The sequence below is a fragment of the Pseudomonas sp. GW821-FHT09C08 genome (assembly GCF_059418125.1).
This window is the reverse complement of record NZ_JBWKPG010000004.1, coordinates 652360-670211: the sequence shown is the minus strand read 5'-3', so window position 1 is coordinate 670211 and position 17852 is coordinate 652360. Positions and strand designations below refer to the sequence as shown.

The window sequence follows — 17852 nt, the reverse complement described above, 5'->3', positions numbered from 1 at the left end:
CAGGCAGCAGCGTTGAACTCAGGGAAACAGCATCCGCGCGACGGCTTTGTCACCCAGCAGGCGTGCCGCGTTGTGGCCGATCCCCGGGATCGTGTGCTGGGGATGGCGCAGGGGAATCTGCCATTGGCTGGCCAGGAACTGCTCGTAGCTCACGTAGTTCAACTGGCGATCCAGCCGTGTCGCGCCCTGGTAGCTGGCCCCGCAGGAGCTGTCCAGCACACGGCTGGTGGGGTTGTTGTCCTGGGCGCCGACCAGATAGGTGATGTCGCGCGCGGCATAGCGGGCAAACACCTGGCGGCTGGTCAGGTGCTGCTTGAGCAGGTACGCCGGCGCGCCGTCGAGGCCATAGCGGTAGCGGCTGTAGCTGGGGCACATGATGGTCACGACCGGCTTGAACGCGCCGTCCTGCAGGCGGCTGTCTTCGAAATACACGTAGCTCGACGGGCTGGCGACCACGTAGCGAATGCTCAGGCCATGGGCCTTGAGGCCGCCGTCGAGGTCATTCATCACCGCGTAGCGCTGCATCAACTGCGCGCCCGCCGAGTGGCTGACCATCACGATTTCCTTGAGCGCAGGATAACGCTGGCGGTCGGACAAATAGGCGACCAGATCGTCCAGCACCTGGAACGCCGGGATGCCCTTGTGGCCGTACTGCGATTCGATGCCGTGCATCCACTTGTCGCGTGGCCACAGCGGCATGTCATCGCTGATGCCCGAGTCGGTCGGTGTGAGGAAATTCGGCGCCAGCAGCAGCGTGCTGGTGTTCTGCAGGTGCGCATTGCCGAGCAGTTTGCGGCCGGTCTTGAAGTACTCGTCGCCGTCACGCTGCACGCCATGCAGGATCACCACGGCGCGTTCGATGGAACTGGGCGGGTTGTACAGGTCGGCGTTGGCGTAGACCAGGAACGGGTAGGCGTTGCCGTCATGGCCCAGGCGCAGCATCTGGCGCGCATCGGCCTCAGGCTTGTCGACGCTTTCGGTGTGCACATCGACCTTGGCGCAGCTGGTCAGCGTGCCCATCAGGGCCAGGGTGCCCAGCAGGGTGGTGAAGGGTTTCATGGAGGTGGACAGGCGTATGAACATGACCGGGCACTTCTCTTGTTTTTTTACGAGCCTATCAGTGCCGTCCACCTATGAAAAATATCTAAATAACGGGGTTTGGATACTTTAAAAATATGACAGTCACTCGCTCACCGGCACCGGCTCGGCGATGGTCAGCAGCACCAGGAAGCTGGCGAACGAGCCGATGGCCATGAACAGGAACACCTGGGACCAGCCATAACTGTCGAGCAGCAAACCCACCAGGAACGGTGCTGCCGCGCCGCCCAACTGCCCGCCCATGTTGACGATGGAACTGGCAATCGGGAAAGTCTTCTTGGTCGCCAGGCCCATCGGGTAAACCATGTAGGAGGAGTAGCCGATGCTGATCAGCGTGCCGGTGAGGAACAACAGCGCGGCATACAGCGTGGGGTCATTCGGTGAATTGATCAGGGCGTACATGGTGCCGACCGTGGCCAGCGCCGAGAGCATCATCCCCGGCTTGCGCCGCTTGCCCAGCACGCGGTCGGACAGGATCCCGCCGAGCAGGTTGCCGCAAATGGCGCCCACCCACGGCGCGGCCGAAACGAAGCCCATGTGCATGATCGAGAACTGCTTGACCGTCATCAGGTAGGTGGGAATCCACGACAACAGCACCATGGTGATGCCCACCTGGAAGCTGTAGCTCAGCGCGCAACCGACCACGTTCCAGGAGCGAAACAGGCCACGACTGGTGGCGATCGGCGCCACCGGCCGGACCCGGATAAACGTATCCAGGCGCTTGAAGTGGCGCTGGGCGCCTGCGGTTTTCTGGGTGATGACGTTGTTGCTTTCATCGGTGATATACGCCAGCTCGCCGGCGTTCACGAAACGGCTTTGCGCGGGCTGGTTGGCCACCAGGAAATACCAGGCGATGGACAGCAAAATCCCCGGTACGGCGAAGATGTAGAAAATTTCGCGCCAGCCCCACATCGCCACGATCGCCACGCACAACGGCGGTACGATCACCGGGCCGAACTTGACCGCCGCAAGGAAGATACCGGTGGCCGTGCCCTTCTCTTTCGCCGGGAACCACTGGTTGATCGTCGAGGCGATGCCAATCGGCAGCGGGCCTTCGGCAACGCCGAGGGCAAAGCGATAGATCTTCAGCGCCAGCGCCGAATTGACCGTGCCCATCAGCGCAGTGAACACCGACGTGGCAATCATCGAAAACGAGAAAATCCTGCGCACCCCGAAGCGGCTGGAGGCAAAGCCCGAGGGAATCTGCGCCAGGGCGTAGGCCAGCAGAAACACACTCAGCAGCGCCCCGGCCTCGGCGTTGGTCATGGGGTATTCCTCGCGGATAAACGGCAAGGCCACGCCGAGGTTGGCACGGTCGGCCGACGCCACGGTGTACACGAGGAAAAACAGCCCAGCGACGATCCAGCGAAAACGCGACGGTTTTTCAGTGGTGGAGTCCTGAATACTCATACGGAATACCTGATTTTATTATTGGAATGTGCCGTGTGTGCCGAATCCGGGGTGCAGGCTCCCGCTGAGGCGTGTTGAAAGCCTCACGTCAGGTGTTTCTTCGGGTCCTTGTGAATCTCAGGCAGGAGTCATTGCCCGGTCTCGTGGCGCCGACTCTAACGCATATTGTTTTATTTTTGTATTTTTTTATCGACGAACGGGCGACTCGCTGCGGCGTGCCATAAAGCGCAGGTAGGCCATGCGAATATGGGTCTGCATGGCGTGCCGGGCCAGCTCGCCGTCGTTCTGCTCGATGGCGTAGGTGATGTCCAGGTGCTGCTGCAGGCTGCGCTCCAGGTCCGCCGGACGGTAGAGGAAAAACGAGCGAGTGATCACCGGCATGTCGATCAGGGTGGCGAGCATCGACTTGAGCCGTTGCGAGCGCGCGATCTCCAGCACCTGGCCATGAAACGCCCGATTGGCTTCCTGCACACGCAGGGTCACATCCGCACCTTTGCCGGCGATGGCAGCTGCCATCTGCTCGTTGATACGCTGCAACTCGGCCACGTCCTGTGGCGTCGCACGCTGGGCCGCGAGCATTGCCGCATGGGGCTCGAGCAGCTCGCGAAAGCTGAACATCTCTTCCAGATCCCATTGGGTCCAGCCGGCCACGAACACACCACGATTGGCCTCGATCACGGCCAGCCCGTCGTCCACCAGCTTCTTCAGCGACGCGCGCACCGGCGTGCGGCTGAGGCCGAACTCCTTGCCCAGCGGTTCTTCCTTGAGCTGCGTGCCGGGCTCGTACTGGCCGGCAATGATGCGGTTGCGCAAGGTCTCGTAGATGAGATCGTTGGCCATTTTTCCCTTCTGATCATTTGAATTTCAGCGGTTCTACCGTGGACGCCCCTGCCATGCAAGCAGTCGATTTCGTCACCTGCGCCTGGGCACCCTTCCGGCACTTTGTACAAAAATCGTTTGCAATCGGCCAAATTGTATTTTAATTGTATTGCCACCTGAATCCGGAGGCGACATGAAAATAACAATCGTAGGGCTCGGCGAAGTGGGCCGTTGCTATGCCCAGGCCCTGGCCAATACCACCACGGCGCAATTGCTGCTGTGTGAGCAACGCATTGCCCCGGCAGCGCAGACACTGGCGGATAACATCGGCGTGCCGATCCACTCATCCATCGGCGCGTGGCTGGCTGACTCGGACTGCGTCCTGTCCTGCGTGGTGGGCACCCAGTCGCTGGAGGTCACCCGCGAATGCCTGGCGCACCTCAAGCCCGGCGCCCTGTTCGCCGACCTCACCACCGCCGCGCCCGAACGCAAACGGATCGCTGCAGAGCAAGCCGCACAGCAACAGATCGATTACGTCGACGTGGCGATCATGGGCGCCATTGCCTACCTGCGCGAACAGACCCCGCTGCTGTGTGCCGGCGCCAAGGCCGATGCGCTGGTCGAATTGTTGAACGCGGCCGGTGCCCGCGCACGCGCCCTGCCGGCCAGCCAGCCGGGGGATGCGATCACCCTGAAGATCCTGCGCAGCGTGTTCACCAAAGGCATGGAGGCGCTGGCCGTGGAAGTGCTGCTGGCCGCCGAGCGCCAGCAATTGCGGGGGGCGCTGTACGAAGTGCTGGCTGATATAGACCAGGCGCCCCTGCCCGCCTTCCTCGAAATGCTCGTGTCGACCCATGTGGTGCATGCCACGCGGCGCCTGCACGAAGTCGAAGACGCCGAGCGCCAACTCGCCTCGCTGGGCATCGCCAGCAGCGTGCTCGGTGGCGTGCGCCAGCGCTTCAGCCACAGCAGCCAGGGCCTGGCGGTTGAGCCGATCAGCGACGAAAAGCCCAGCCTCGACCAGGCACTCGCCTGGCTGGGCCGCCACACCCCTGCCGCCTGAAAAACCGACCTTCAATAAAAACGGAAAGCATCATGCCTATCACCCAAGACCAACTCGACACCCTCAAGCAATTGGGCACCGCCACCATCCACGAAGCCCAGGGCCAGACAGGCGCGCTGGACAGCGGACTGCGCCCGGTCGACCCGAGACTGCGCCTGGCCGGCCCGGCCCTGACGGTGGATTGCCGCCCCGACGACAACCTGGCCATCCACTACGCCCTGACCAAGGCCAAGCCCGGCGACGTGCTGGTGGTGGACGCGAAGGGCTTCATGGAAGCCGGCCCCTGGGGCGATCTGTTGACCCTGGCCTCGCAGAAACTCGGGATCGTCGGCCTGGTGATGAACGGCGCCGTGCGTGACGCCAACGCCATCATCGAGATGGGCTTCCCGACCTTCTCGCGCGGCCTGAGCATCAAGGGCACCAACAAGTCCCAACCGGGCAAGGTCAACGTACCTATCGTGATCGGCGGCGTGCACATCAACCCAGGCGACATTATTGTCGGCGACCGCGACGGCCTGGTGGTGGTGGAGCAGTCTCGGGTCGAGGAAGTGATTCGCCTGAGCCGCAATCGCGAGGACAAGGAAGAGGGCATTCGTGCGGGGCTGGAAGCCGGCAAAAGCACCGTGGATCTGCTGGGGCTGGCGCCGACGCTGGAAAAATTCGGCATGCGTTGAGGTCGGCCGATTCGCCGCTAAGGCCGGTCAATCGCCAGGCAGAATAAAGGCGCTCCAAGGAGCGCCTTTATTCATTTCACCTTACTGCTCGCCGATGGATTTCACATCGGCCTTGGCAGCACCGCCAATCGCGATGCGTTTCGGCTTGGCCTCCTCCGGCACCACCCTGAGCAGGTCGATGCTCAGCAGGCCATTGGCGAGCTGCGCGCCCTGCACTTCGATGTGGTCGACCAGGCGGAACGACAAACGGAATGCCCGCTGGGCAATACCCTGGTGCAGGTAAGTGATGCCCTCATTGTGTTCGCGCTTGCCGCCGGCGACGGTCAACACACCTTTTTCCACCTGGATGTCCAGGTCGTCCTCCACCAGGCCGGCAGCCGCGATGACAATGCGGTAGTGATCATCACCGTGCTTTTCGACATTGTGCGGTGGGTAGGTCGTACCGGCCTCGCTGCGAAGCGCCGATTCAAAAAGGTCGTTGAAACGATCAAAGCCAACGGAGTGGCGGAACAGTGGGGCCAACGAAAGCGTAGTAGCCATTGCAAAATCTCCTGAGTTTTCTCCAAGTGATTTGAGCCGCGACCCGTCTTCGGCATCGCGTAAAACCTAAATAGGTTCAGGGGGAAAAATTTCAAGCGGCGCCCTGAAAATTTTTTCAGCGGCTTCTCGATGGAGGATTCAGCGCCTTGATTTCGACCACCTGGCGAGGGTGGTGGTGAATCTACTTGCCTTACAAAAGTGAGGCCAAATAAGTGGGTGTATCTCCTGTCTCAGCTCCACTAATCGCGGCCCAAATCGTTAAATATTCTGACAGTCGAATATCGACCTTTCGAGTCGACGAGGTCTCTCAGTGGGTCAGCACAGTAAGACCTTCGCAAACTCATAATAGTGCGAAGGTCCTGCGCGGGAAGATTTCTCGAAGAGATTCGCTAGCTTAGGGTCGAGAACCCTTCCTTACTCCTGACCTTCTTGTAGAAGACATACAGGACTAGCCCAACCAATGTGCTGACAAGAAAGCACATCCAGATCGCCCAAAGCGTCTTTTGTGCGGCCTCGAAAAATGACATCGTACCGTTGTAATCCCGCTGGCTAAGAATGACGTTTGACAACAGATTGGTCGCGAGCCCAGCGCTAAAAAACGGGATCAAATACAGCGCGACCTGATACTGGTCTCTGAGATCCTTGTCCTCTATAGAAGAGTCCGGCAAGAGCCCCAAAATACTCTGAACCATCCCCAAAAAAAGCGCCGCCCACAGAAGCAGAAGAATTGACGCCGCCACATCCATCCATTTGGGAGTCTTTGGGTCACGTATGGCAATCAACATAACAGCTGCGCCTATACCGCCTAGGACAGTTGCACCAATATGGAAATATCTAAATGATTCACTCAAAAGCTTGGTCTCCCTTCCAAATCAACACGTTAGGTTTACGAACGTCTCGATATCGACCACATTGCCTTTAGCTTGAGGTTTGTCTTCTAACTAAGTCAGCGCGCCTCTCAAAATGAATAAAAATCAATAAACCCGAGTCTTTCCATACCAGTTTGTCTGGTGCGCATACCTGTGCGGTTTGACACCGTGTCCCTTTCCTAAATGAGCACACCAGCATGCGCTGCCTGCTGATGCAGCCAATGAAAGCCCCACACATCATTACCCCTTTGCTGATCTCAATTACTCTTGCTGGAGAGGCGCGAACGTTGTTTGCCCAGCCACTCTCGTAGATCACCATTGAAAGGACGCTTACGCCCTCTGTTGCAGCGCGACGAAAACTCACCGCAGCGGGAATCTGCCGCAAAATGGCAGCAGCCCACATCACGCTATGGGTAGAGAGCGCCTCAGAGTTTCAAGATCTTGTGTAGGCATATTGAAGCTTTGCAAAAACAGCATGTTACCGTTTGAAAGCTGCCATTCGTAGAAGTCTGAAAAGTCTCCTATGGCCAGTGCTCTGACTACTTTTGCAACGAAGCCGTGTGCTACAAGCAAAACAGTTTTGGAGGAATATTTAGATTCCAGCTCAGCTAAACCGTCTCGCACTCGTTTCACAACGTCAGAGATCGACTCACCATCGGTCGGCCCAGCATCCCAAAGTCGAGTGATGTTCTGCGACCAGAGTTGCGGATAGCGTTTCTTGGCATCGCCTTGGGTCAAACCCTCGAAAACGCCGACATCCCGCTCTCTGAAGCAGTCCATTATTTCAGGCGAGAGCTTGAGGTGTTCGTTCAGAATACTCGCGGTTTGTACCGCCCTGAGGCGTGGAGAAACGACAAGTACATCAAGGCTTGCGGGCAATTGCTCGCAAAGCCTTTGAGCTTGCTGGCGGCCCAGCGCGGTAAGTTCTGGATCAAGAGATCCAAGGTATCGATGTTCGGCATTAGCCCAGGTTTCACCATGCCGCACGATGTATAAATGCATGAAATCCGTCTCAGCGAAATATAAGAGATAGATTGTACCTTTCCATCGCCAGTGAACGCACCAAGACGGGGTTTTGGGACAGGTGTATTCTCCAGACGCTTACGAAGCAGTTAGCATATAAGCGCTGTAAGGGCGCAGAACCTGATCGTTACCAAAACTATTGGTATAAATTCCCGAGGGGATCATAATTTTTTCGCATCAGCCTGCGGGTGCGAAAATCGCCACCCCCCTACTGCTGCCGAAACCCTGTAGACCAGGGCTGTTGTCCGAAGACAACGTCCCTCAATTTCGGTACGGGCTGTGGCGACAGTCAACTGGTCATCAACCACAGCCTCACTGTTAGTCATTGAATCATTGGGATACGCGGGGCCGCACATTCGACTACCCTCGCTTTTCGGCTGACATCGACCTGATGCGCCAAGGCATCACGAGTACCTGACGCCATCTCGCGCTCAACCTCGTATCTCGCCCGAGTTGACCGGTCACAGCCATGAGCATGAGCCAACAGCAGCTCGTCGCGTTTCGGGCTTTAGGTGGGCTCACACCACAGCAAAGCACCACTCTCTTAATCGGTTTGGTCTGGCTAGTGCCTTGGTCTTCGCCGCTTGGGCGCTCGGTAGCGGCTATCGCGGTTGGACGACGGGCCAGATTTCACAGGCGAAGTTCGTTGGCCTGACAGTGAAGGTAACTCTGATCTACATCCTGCTCACATTCCTGTTACTGCACTGATGCAGCAACAACGTTCACATCGCCATTGGAGGCACACCATGCATTTTCGCCCTATCTTCAAGAACCTCGCTCGCCGCTTCTCGCTCTACTTCATGATCTGCTCCGCCGCTGTGTCTGCCGGCACTTACGCGGCGCTTCCACAAATGGAGGCCCCCAGCCGAGGTGAAGGCAACGGTATTATCCAAACGCTACAGAACCATGGTTCGACATCGTAGGGCTTATCGCCCTGGCCATTGCCGCAGCGGCCTTCTGCGGTGTGGCGTACCACGCCTACGGGACCTATTCCTAACTGCAAAGCGGCAAGAAAACCTGGGTGCAATTCGGATTGACATGCGGTGTGGGCGCCCTACTCCTGGTGATCATCATCTGGCTGCTGACCAAAGGCACAAGCGTGCTGTGAGGCGGACGCTCAATGATAAGAGACTGAGATCAGCAACTGCCTGACGGCACTTTGCGCTTCCTACCCACGCGGCTGAACCGCCAGCCCATTATTGTCTTGAGGCTTAGCCTAGACCTCCTACTTCATCTGGCTCGTCCAATGACTCGGGGACGGTTACCACATCAATCGGTGAACCGCGCACAGCAAGCTTCTCGATCGCCTGGTAAATCAGACGATGATCACGCCTGAAAAAATAGTCCGCGGTAATGACGTCTGCAATGAGGTCCCACGTGGAATTGTCGAGCATCAGGCCACCGAGAACGCCTTGCTCGGCCTCAACTGAATGAGGCTGGGCTAAATCAAGCACGCTCATACTGCCGCTCTCCCTAGCGTTGCCCTCTTCGATAGCATCGACAGGTTCTGGCTCAGCCGCTCTTCACTCAGCGCTTCGAACTTCCAACGCCACTCGGGAAACAGCTCCATAGAGAGGTCTTTGATGACCTTGAACGCGGTTGGTGAACGGCGATGTGTAGGCAGCCGATATTCCAATCGGTGAGCGGGAATACCTTCAGTGGCAGCACGACGAAAACTCACCGCCGCCGGGATTGTTGTGCGGACCATCTGAACCTGGGCATGGTCCGAAAAAGTCTCGGCTAAAGATTGATAAATCAGGTTTGCATCATTCGTTGCGTCAAGCTTGTTGATCACCACATTCAGCGGTGGCGTTACAGCACCAAGCGCTGCCAATGGCTCAAGATCTCGGTAGAGCTGGAGCATCCCGCGGAGAAACTCTCGAGCAGTCAACATATCCGGCGTGATGGGAGAAATAGCCATTTGGGCGCCCAGCAACGCCATCTCCAGGAGGATGGAGCGCGCGCCCTGGGTGTCGATCAAAATCAGATCAAAGTCGCTCTCAAATGCCGGCATCAAATTTTTGAGACGAAGACGGCCGTCAGCTGCGTGCAACAGCAGATTGCTCAACTGGTTGAACGGGTCATTGGAGTGAATCAGCGAGAGATTGGGAATGCAGGTCTGGGAGATGATCTGTTCGGCCCGGGTCTCATTATTCGCGATCAGTTGATAAGTGCCCCCTGGCGCTTCATGCGAAAGCGCGTAGAAAGACGACAGCGACGGCTGATTATCGAGATCAATAAGTTGGGTTCGAAGACCTGCATCGGCGCAGAACGCACCTAGGTTGGCGCCTACCGTGGTTTTACCCGGTCCGCCCTTGGTTGAAACGATTGCTGCGATTTTCATACTGCTTGCCTCTGAATCGAAGGATTAAAGGCAGCTTCATAAAAGTCACGCTATAGACTGATTACCAGGTGAAAAAACCCTGAACGAAAAAAGCCTGCATCTCTGCAGGCTTTTCTCAATGTCTGGCTCCACGACCTGGACTCGAACCAGGGACCCAACGATTAACAGTCATTTGCTAGCTGTTAGGCACATAGGGACCACGAAAAAAGTGGTGGAGAGATGGGATTGCTGCATAGCGTGGGTCGCATGAATGCGTCACGCCAGGAAAGTTAGTCGGGTTGGGCTGGCTTGTCAAAGCGTGACAAAGCAATGACATGTAAGAAAAGGAGGCAGCCGCAGTAAGCTAACGCACTCACTTCAACGCGTGAGATTCAAGACACTTTTAACTCTTCCCTTGCTATCAAAAACCTCAAGATGATTTTTATGCTACCCATCTAAATAATACTTGTCACCTTTCACAATATGATCTCAAATCATCCGGTTTCAGTATCCTTTCCCACAATTTCACTTTAATCTTGCATGGGCTGCGTACGGATCCTGTGCGACCGTACCAACTATATAATTAGAAAAACGCTCAATCATTTTATTCAATTCAACGTCAAACTTTAATGGCAGTAAATCCAAGATATCGTCCAATTCACAACAGTCCATAATAATTCCACACAGCTCTGAAGAAATGCCTTTTTCACCCAGCACCCTTACAGTTCTAGGCGAAAACAATAAACGTTCAGCTTCGGCAAGTGTCATGACTTTATCACTAATCGACTTCAACAACCCAATAGATGTGGCAGCTAAAAATCGAGCGGCCTCCTCTGGCTCATATAGCTCTACGACTAAAACTGGATTTTCCATCAATAATTACTCCAATTTGGCTTAGTTTTCACATTAAAAACTTTCCCACTTTCACTTTGAAAGTAATGAATCGACACTTTATTTCCGACCGCATCATAACCGTCCTTGTAAATCTTAGTCCATTTTCCTGCTTCTACCTGCCGAAGATCGCTAAGCAGTTCGCTATTGTTTACCACATTTTTGGTTGTTGATCCCGCCCGCTCCCTAAAACCTGCAGGAAACTCAGGTGCTTTACGAATGGAATCGTATACATTCTGAATACCTCGATTCTTCCCAACATCACCAACGATGCCCGTTTTGATCCCAGTTCCAGCAGCTCCAGTTTTACCCGCTGTTGAGGAAAAAAGATCCATGCCCGGGTTTAAAGCGTCCATGACAGAAGCAGCGGCATTTCCAGCAATATCACCACTCTTAGCCCGGATGCTTTCGGCAATATTTATGTTGATAGCTTCCTGATTCCTGTCCATCGCTGTCAAGAGTGCTATGGTGCGCCCAGATACATTGTCTACACCAGACTTTCTCAGTTCCTCCACTAAAGCCCAGTTTGAGGGAGTTTCATTTTTAAGTCGCTCATAAACTTGCTCGCACATCGTCGGATTATCACGACATAAACCTGGAAAGCCTTTATTCCTAGTTGCATCCAAGTCGTTGTAATAATCGCGAACTTTTTGACAGGCATCTTCAGTCGCGCACGTATTAAGCTTCCGTTCTTTCTCAACAAGTTCCTCATGAAAAAGATAATTAAATGTAGTGGCCTTTTGAGCGATCACTGAGCCAGTGTTGAGGTTTCCCCCGACAGCAGCAGCTCCCACCAGTCCAGTGAGCTGGGAAAAAACCAACTGCAGCTGTTCATTTTTACCAGCCGCACCGGCCATGACGTTAATCAAGGCCTCGTTCAATCCCGCAGCAACTGCACCAGTTTTGAAGTCACTCCCCGTCAGCTCTGCCAATAGGCCACCCATGATGGCGTGGGCAGCAATTTTCTGGACACTTCCGTTTGGAAAGGTGATTTGGTCCCCAACCCAATTGAAGCCGGTGGCCATGGCCATGTTGCCGGCCTCGCCCAGCAGCGCTGCGTTGAAATTACTACTGAAACTGCCACCACCAATCGCAGTGGATACGCCACTGCTGATAACTGCTCGCGTTACTGTGCGGGTCGCCGCATCAGTCGCATTGCTCCAACGGAATATATCTTTGGATGGGTTAGCTGTGCTTACGACAGCACCATCCACGGGTTGAATACCCTGTGTGGCGGACCCAGCACCATCGGCTGCCGTAAACCATTTATCGTCGGCGTAATCAAGAAACCCAGCAGTAAACCCTGCAATCGCAGCGTTCTTCAGGCTACCCGCGCTGAACGTATCTTTAATCGCCAGACCAAGATTGCCCTTGTTATCAATGGTGCTGGTGACTGCAGTAGTGCTCAAGCTGGCCGCGACAGCCAAGTTAGTCCCACTCAACCCAAGTCCCGCAGGGCCAAGTATGAAAGACATCAGAATTGCGATGGCAATCTTGGCGCCGGCTCCCAGCCCGGACGATTCATACTTGAAGCTGTCGTGAATTTCTTTTACTTGGCGCCAATCGATATCGCCCCGAGCTTCCGCCTGCTTCATCCAAGCAAGGTTCGGATCAGCTTGAACCATCGCGTCGATGGTTTGGCTAACGCTTTGTTGATCGACCTGTTTGATGTCAATACGAATGCCTTCGGCAGCTTTAATGACAAGCTTGCCTTGAGCGATCAGAGCGCTTTGCCGAAGGGTCTCATCCGTTTTCCCTTCGCCTTTCATCTTGTACCAAGCCAAGTCACCCTTGCTCTTGGTATGGCTCTCATCGTGGAAATCCTTCACAGCCTCAAACACGATGCGGCCACCGCTATCCAGCGTCAGGTCCTTTCCGCTTTCCAGGGTTGCCACTTGATAACGTTGATCGCCGCCACTCTTGAGCGTGAGATTGCCGCCCGTCTTGATTTCACTGCCGACGTTTGTGTGCTGCGTCACCTCATCCCGTTTCGCCGCGTTACTCCCCCAACTGCCTTTCTTGGTCATGTCATAAAGGGAGTAGTCGCGATTGAGCTCAGCCAGTAAATTCAGCTGGTTACCGGCAACCAGATACGCCTCATTACCGGCGTTGATTTTGCTGGCCACCATTGTCACGTCGTTCAGCGCAGCGACGTTTACATCTCCACTGGCATCAATCGTCGTACCCTGCTGCCGAATATGGTCTTCATCCTGATTGATCTTCTTGCCGCTGCGTTTATAGCGGTACTCACTTGATTCTTCGTTGGCAGCCGCCAGGAGGTTCACATCCTTGCCAGACAGGTTGACGTCGCTCCCCGCCTTGACATGGCTGGCGACCATCGTCAGCTCATTCGTCGCCACAACATCGAGATCCCCACCGACCTTGATCTCACTGGCATGCTGCACCGTCTGGCTTTGTTCCCAAAAATGCCGTTTGTCCTGACGCATCGACCCGGTTTCTTCGCGAGCCGCCGCAATCACCACATCATTACCCGCGCTTAACTCCGCGTTCTTGCCTGCCGTAATGGCCCCGCCCACATTCAGCAGGTCGCGAGCGGCATGCATCGTCAGGTTGTTTCCGGCTTCAATGCTCGCAGCGCTATCCACAACAGCAGTCTTGGAGCTGAACCCTTTTCCACTGTTTTCAATCGTGGTGATGCTCCGGTCGTTGCGGATATCGCCGGTCAACGTGCTCAGGTCAACATCCTTGCCTTTGAGGATGCCGCCTTGCATATTCACCAGGTCCTTGCCCGCGACCAGCTTGAGCTTTTCACCAGCCTCGACCAGCCTTGTATTCACCAGGTTATTACCCGCCGCTGCCGACAGGCTTTCACTGGCGCGCAAGGTCCCGGCGTTCTTCAAATCCGCACCGGCAATCAGCGTCACATCCTTGCCTTGAATCAGCGCGCCATCCGCCGTCAGGCGGTTGTTCGCCTGGGCCATGTACAACACGGGCACCAACACGTGTTCACCATTGACCACCTGGTCTTCCATCCAGACGATGTCGTGGGTCAGTGCGGCGACTTGTTGTGAGGTGAGGCTTACACCCACGGAAAGGTTGAGTTGATCCTTGCTGGCAATGGCGTTGTTCATCAAGTACTTGAACATGCCTTCATCGGTGGTCTGGTCAGCGATGAAACGTTGGCCGGTTCGGGCAGTGACGGCTTGTTGGATCAGGCGTTGTTCGTAAAGGCCGTCACCCAGGCGTTTCCAACTGGTTTCAGGGTCGTAACCGAGTTTGCCCAACAGGTAATCCGAACTCATAAATTGCTTGAGGTCGGTGAAGGCAGAGTTGGTTTCGACCAGGTATTTAGGGCCAACAAACACGCGACTGGCGTCCGAGCCCTGGATGTTAGCCTTGCTCAGGTCCTGGCTGTTTTTGGCTGCGGCGGCGCTATCGACCACATGGAACAAGCCGTTCGTACCGCTCGGCAACGTAAAGCCTGGTAGGGTGGTCGGGTTGACTTGTTGCTGTGCCAGGTCGGGTGGCAATTGTGGGTTCAGCACGACCACGACGGGTTTGGTCACAGCAGTGGCGCCGCCTTTGTCCGAAACCGGTATAGGCGGTGCGAACTGTACGATGCTGCTGTTTTCCAGCTGTTGGGTCGCCTGGATGCTGATGTTACCGCCCGCTTGAATCACCGAGGCGATCGGGTCGCCGGGGGTCACGTTGGTGGTATCACCTACCAGGTTGAAGGAGTTGAGTGCGCCCACCGGTAGTACCTTGGGGTTACCTTGCGCGTTGTAGGGGTAGATCCAGTTGGCACGAAAGCGCTCGTCTGTACCATCGGTAATACGACCGGTGTTCCACGTACGTGTGCGTGTGCTGGTACCGGTGGTCGCGCCGATGTTGGCGAAGTTGTCAGCAGTGATCAGCAGATCCCCGCCCGAGGCCATGGTGCTGTATTTATTGAGCACGCTTGACCCGTCGACAGTCAGCTTGGCACCACTCTGAATTGAAGAGCTGGCGGAATCCGTTGCCACCACACTCTTGGAGACTTCGTGTGCCACATAGTCGACGTTGTGGTGGTCGCCACCACAGTCGTAGCAGGTCACGCTGAGGTAGCCCGAGACCGCCTCATCGACGGTGCTAAATACGTCCTTGCGGTTGATTACGCTGTCGCTGCGCACCAGCACATCGTTGGTGGCTTCGATATGGCTGGAAATGTTTTCCAACGACGCACTGCGTGCCACGCCGTCGCGAGCCATCACGCTCAGGCCGCCCAGGCTGTAGATATCGGCGTAGTAATTGGTAAGGTTCTTGAAGCGCAGCGCCATGTCGCTGCCGCTGAAGATCAGGCCGTGGTCGTTACGTACAGCTTCGGCGTTCAGATCCACCTTGCCAGCACCACCGAGGGTACCGGTGTTGATGACGTTGGTCGCGGTCAGCGAGAACGCCCCGCTACTGGTGATACGGCCGGCATTGGTCCACGTGTCGCCTTTACCGGTGAAACTCTGGCTGGCAGCAAGCTTGCCGGTGGCTGTTTGGTTGAACTGGCCTACGGTGACGTTGAGCACATCAGCTTGAACGTCGGTGCTGTTGTCCCAGGTCGCGGCATCGACGGTCAGTGTGCCGGCAGTGGCAACGCTTCCGCCGATATTGCTGAACTTCGCCAGATCGACGCCAAAGGTCCCGGTGCCGACGTGCTGGATATTGCCACCCGCGTTATTGAAGCTGGCCATGCGCAGGGACACGTCATGGTTAGCCGCTTCGATCATGCCGCTCTGGTTATCCAGCAATTGCTGGCTGGCCACGCTGGCGGTGCCTTGTTGGCCGAGGGAGCGCAACTTGCCGTTCTGGTTGTTGATGGAGGCGGCGTCGATCAGCAAACCGCTGCTGCCTTCGACCAGGCCTGACTGGTTGTTCAGTGCGCCGGTCAGGCCGAGATCGATGGCGTCGCCAGCCGCGCGGCCTTGGGTGTTGTTGAGGTCGTGAGCGCGCACCACCAGCTGTTGCTTGGCCAGCACGGCGCCGCCCTGGTTGTCGAGGGTGGCGGTGGTGATCAGGGCATCGCCATTCAAGGCAGACACCTGGCCGCCATTGTTGAGGACGGCCTGCTGAGCACCAAGATCGAGCGACTGAGCCTGAATCAGCCCCGCCTCGCCGGGCGTGCTGAGCGACTTGCCGTTATCCAAAACAGACGCCAGGGTGGTCTTGAGTTTGCCCGCGACACTCGCCAAAACGCCCCCACGGCTATCGACGCCGTCGGCATCAATCGTGAGGTCGCCTGTTTGCGTGATGACGCTACCGTCTCGGTTGTTGAGCCCCTCGCTCAACGTAGCGGTAATACCGCGCTGGCTGAGCAGGCTGCCGGTGGTGTTGTCCACCGCACCGCCGTTGATCGTCAGGCCCTGCTGGGTGCTGATAATGCCTTTGCCGGTGTTGATCAATTGCTGGTAGGCCGTAAGGCTCATGGCATTGGCGGACGCGATGTAGCCGTCAAGACTGTTATCGAGGGTGTCGGCTACCAGGGTGAGCTGGCCCTGGCTGATCAACTTGCCGCCTTGCTGGCTGAATGTTTTGGCCGTGGCGAGGATGTCTCCCTGGCTGGTGATTTGGCCCTTGGCGTTTTCAATGGCCATGCCGTCAAGGGTCAGGGTGTTTTTGGCGGTGATCTTGCCGCTGGTGTTGTCGAGACTGGCTAGGTCCAGGCCGAGCGTGTCCTGGCTGCTGATCACGCCATCAGTATTTTTTACCGCCGCAGCGTTCAACGTTTGCTCGCCGCCGCTGGCGAGCGTGCCTTTTTCTCGGTTGTCGAGTGTGCCGCTGAGGGTGGTCTTGACCGCACCCTGACCCGTCAAGGCACCGCCACGGTTGTCCAGATCCTGAGCGTCAAGCGTCAGGAGGGCGTTGGCTGAAAGCGTACCCGCACGGTTGTCGAGTGCTTCGGTGGCGGTTGCCTTGAGGTCACGGCTGGCGACAACGCTCTGGCCACGGTTGTCGATGTTCTTGGCGGTGAGCACCACGTCACCCGTCTGGTTGCGGGTGTTCTCCGGGGTGACGCCCGCTTCGATCATGCCCAGGTTTTCAAGCTGACCCGCACTGGTCAACGCAACGCTGTCTTGGGCAGCGATGGCGCTGCGATTGGTCAACGTACCTTGGGTGGTCGCTTCAACGCGGGTGCCGGCGTAGATCTTGCCCTGGGCGTCCAGGCTCTGTGCCTTGATGACAACCGCTTCGGCGGCGGTGGCTTGCACCAGGCTCAAATGACCATTGGCATCCAGTTGCATGTCGCCGCCACTGGCGAGCATCTTGCCGTCGAGCTTCACGCCTACGCCGGCTTCGCTGCTGACCAGCTTGATTGCGCCGGCGTACATACCGCCCAACGCCGAAGAGTCGATGGCCAGTTGAGGGGCGGTCGCCGGGTCAGCGGCACGTGCCGTAGTTTTCAGGGTCTTGGCATCGACGTCATTGGCGCCGGCGATGATCGTCAGGTTCTTGGCCTGGATCTCGGCATTGATCTTGGCCGAGCGGGTGATGATCTCGAAACGATCGATGTTATTGACGTTGAGCCCGGCGCCTTCGATGGAAACGCTGCCTTGATCGACCTGATAGCGGCCGACCTGGCCGTTTTCAATCACTGCTTTACCGGTGGTCAGCGTCGCCTGCGGCGTGTTGATAAACCCGCAGCCGTTGCAGGTGATGCCGTAGGGGTTGGCGACGATCACATGTGCCGACTGCCCCGCCACTTCGGTGTAGCCGCGTAACTGGCTTGGGCTACCGCCATTGACTTCATTGAGGATGGTGCTGGCGGCGCGACCGTTGAGGTTCGAGTTGCCAAGGATGATCCCGCCCAACTGCGTGGACTCGGTGCGATTCGTCGCGTTGTTGAGGATGAGCCCGTTGGCGCCGACGTTGTAGTCCTTGAACTGGTTGTGCGACAGCCCGCTGCCATTGGGCGCCGCGATATTGACGATCGGCACGCCATTCGCGGCCTGGCCCAGGCCGGTGCCGGGTGCGCTGACCACAATGCCGTCCGCTTGCGCCAACAACGGCTGCCAGAACATGGCGTTGGCCAGCACCAATGCCAACCCGCGTTTGGGCAGCCCCAAGAAGTTGGAACGACTTTTCAGGGCCGCAGAAGGTTGGCACGCAAGGAAGGCAAACTGGCGAACGTCCATGTGATGTCTCGATGCCCGAAG

At 56.9% G+C, this 17852-nt stretch carries 13 protein-coding genes and 1 pseudogene; 4 read left to right on the top strand and 10 right to left on the bottom strand.

Annotated elements, in window-relative coordinates:
• Nucleotides 1-18: 18 nt before the first annotated feature.
• The 3 genes from AC07OJ_RS17605 to AC07OJ_RS17595 all read right to left on the bottom strand — a co-directional run bounded on the left by AC07OJ_RS17605 (nt 19) and on the right by AC07OJ_RS17595 (nt 3348).
• Nucleotides 19-1083, bottom strand: a complete 1065-nt coding sequence (locus AC07OJ_RS17605) for a hypothetical protein (RefSeq protein WP_495094878.1) — start codon at nt 1081-1083, stop codon at nt 19-21.
• Nucleotides 1084-1182: 99 nt separating this feature from the next.
• Complete coding sequence (locus tag AC07OJ_RS17600) at nt 1183-2508, bottom strand: MFS transporter (RefSeq protein WP_495094877.1); 1326 nt, start codon at nt 2506-2508, stop codon at nt 1183-1185.
• A 186-nt stretch (nt 2509-2694) separates the two neighbouring features.
• Nucleotides 2695-3348, bottom strand: coding sequence for a GntR family transcriptional regulator (locus AC07OJ_RS17595; protein WP_106803106.1), 654 nt, complete (start codon nt 3346-3348; stop codon nt 2695-2697).
• Between the two features lie 172 nt (nt 3349-3520).
• Here AC07OJ_RS17595 and AC07OJ_RS17590 point away from each other — a divergent pair, with 172 nt between their 5' ends.
• On the top strand, nt 3521-4390 hold the full coding sequence (locus AC07OJ_RS17590) for an NAD(P)-dependent oxidoreductase (RefSeq protein WP_495094876.1): 870 nt from the start codon (nt 3521-3523) through the stop codon (nt 4388-4390).
• A complete protein-coding gene (locus AC07OJ_RS17585) occupies nt 4360-5064 on the top strand; it encodes a 4-carboxy-4-hydroxy-2-oxoadipate aldolase/oxaloacetate decarboxylase (protein ID WP_495094934.1) in 705 nt (234 codons plus the stop codon). The genes AC07OJ_RS17590 and AC07OJ_RS17585 overlap by 31 nt, the downstream gene beginning before the upstream one ends.
• Nucleotides 5065-5145: 81 nt before the next feature.
• Here the strand turns inward: AC07OJ_RS17585 and AC07OJ_RS17580 are convergent, their stop codons facing one another.
• The 3 genes from AC07OJ_RS17580 to AC07OJ_RS17570 all read right to left on the bottom strand — a co-directional run bounded on the left by AC07OJ_RS17580 (nt 5146) and on the right by AC07OJ_RS17570 (nt 7475).
• Nucleotides 5146-5604 carry an Hsp20 family protein gene (locus AC07OJ_RS17580; RefSeq protein WP_065904350.1) on the bottom strand — a complete coding sequence of 153 codons (459 nt, stop codon included), beginning with the start codon at nt 5602-5604 and terminating at the stop codon, nt 5146-5148.
• 389 nt (nt 5605-5993) lie between these two features.
• Complete coding sequence (locus AC07OJ_RS17575; RefSeq protein WP_162946119.1) at nt 5994-6455, bottom strand: hypothetical protein; 462 nt, start codon at nt 6453-6455, stop codon at nt 5994-5996.
• A 420-nt stretch (nt 6456-6875) separates the two neighbouring features.
• Nucleotides 6876-7475, bottom strand: coding sequence for a histidine phosphatase family protein (locus tag AC07OJ_RS17570; RefSeq protein WP_495094875.1), 600 nt, complete (start codon nt 7473-7475; stop codon nt 6876-6878).
• A 474-nt stretch (nt 7476-7949) separates the two neighbouring features.
• Between AC07OJ_RS17570 and AC07OJ_RS17565 the strand changes: the two genes are divergently transcribed.
• Together AC07OJ_RS17565 and AC07OJ_RS17560 are read left to right on the top strand one after the other, a co-directional pair.
• Nucleotides 7950-8204 (top strand): TIGR03758 family integrating conjugative element protein, encoded by a 255-nt coding sequence (locus tag AC07OJ_RS17565; protein WP_495094874.1) that lies wholly within the window; start codon nt 7950-7952, stop codon nt 8202-8204.
• A gap of 92 nt (nt 8205-8296) precedes the next feature.
• Nucleotides 8297-8604 (top strand): annotated as a pseudogene (locus AC07OJ_RS17560) (TIGR03745 family integrating conjugative element membrane protein).
• Nucleotides 8605-8707: 103 nt separating this feature from the next.
• Here AC07OJ_RS17560 and AC07OJ_RS17555 read toward each other — a convergent pair.
• The 4 genes from AC07OJ_RS17555 to AC07OJ_RS17540 all read right to left on the bottom strand — a co-directional run bounded on the left by AC07OJ_RS17555 (nt 8708) and on the right by AC07OJ_RS17540 (nt 17831).
• Nucleotides 8708-8956, bottom strand: a complete 249-nt coding sequence (locus AC07OJ_RS17555) for a DnaB-like helicase N-terminal domain-containing protein (RefSeq protein WP_495094873.1) — start codon at nt 8954-8956, stop codon at nt 8708-8710.
• The gene (locus AC07OJ_RS17550) at nt 8953-9840 is read right to left on the bottom strand and encodes a ParA family protein (protein ID WP_495094872.1); all 888 of its coding nucleotides are present in this window, start codon (nt 9838-9840) and stop codon (nt 8953-8955) included. The genes AC07OJ_RS17555 and AC07OJ_RS17550 overlap by 4 nt, the downstream gene beginning before the upstream one ends.
• 504 nt (nt 9841-10344) lie before the next feature.
• Nucleotides 10345-10692, bottom strand: coding sequence for a DUF3969 family protein (locus tag AC07OJ_RS17545; protein ID WP_120449267.1), 348 nt, complete (start codon nt 10690-10692; stop codon nt 10345-10347).
• A complete protein-coding gene (locus tag AC07OJ_RS17540) occupies nt 10692-17831 on the bottom strand; it encodes a two-partner secretion domain-containing protein (RefSeq protein ID WP_495094871.1) in 7140 nt (2379 codons plus the stop codon). The genes AC07OJ_RS17545 and AC07OJ_RS17540 overlap by 1 nt, the downstream gene beginning before the upstream one ends.
• Nucleotides 17832-17852: the final 21 nt, after the last annotated feature.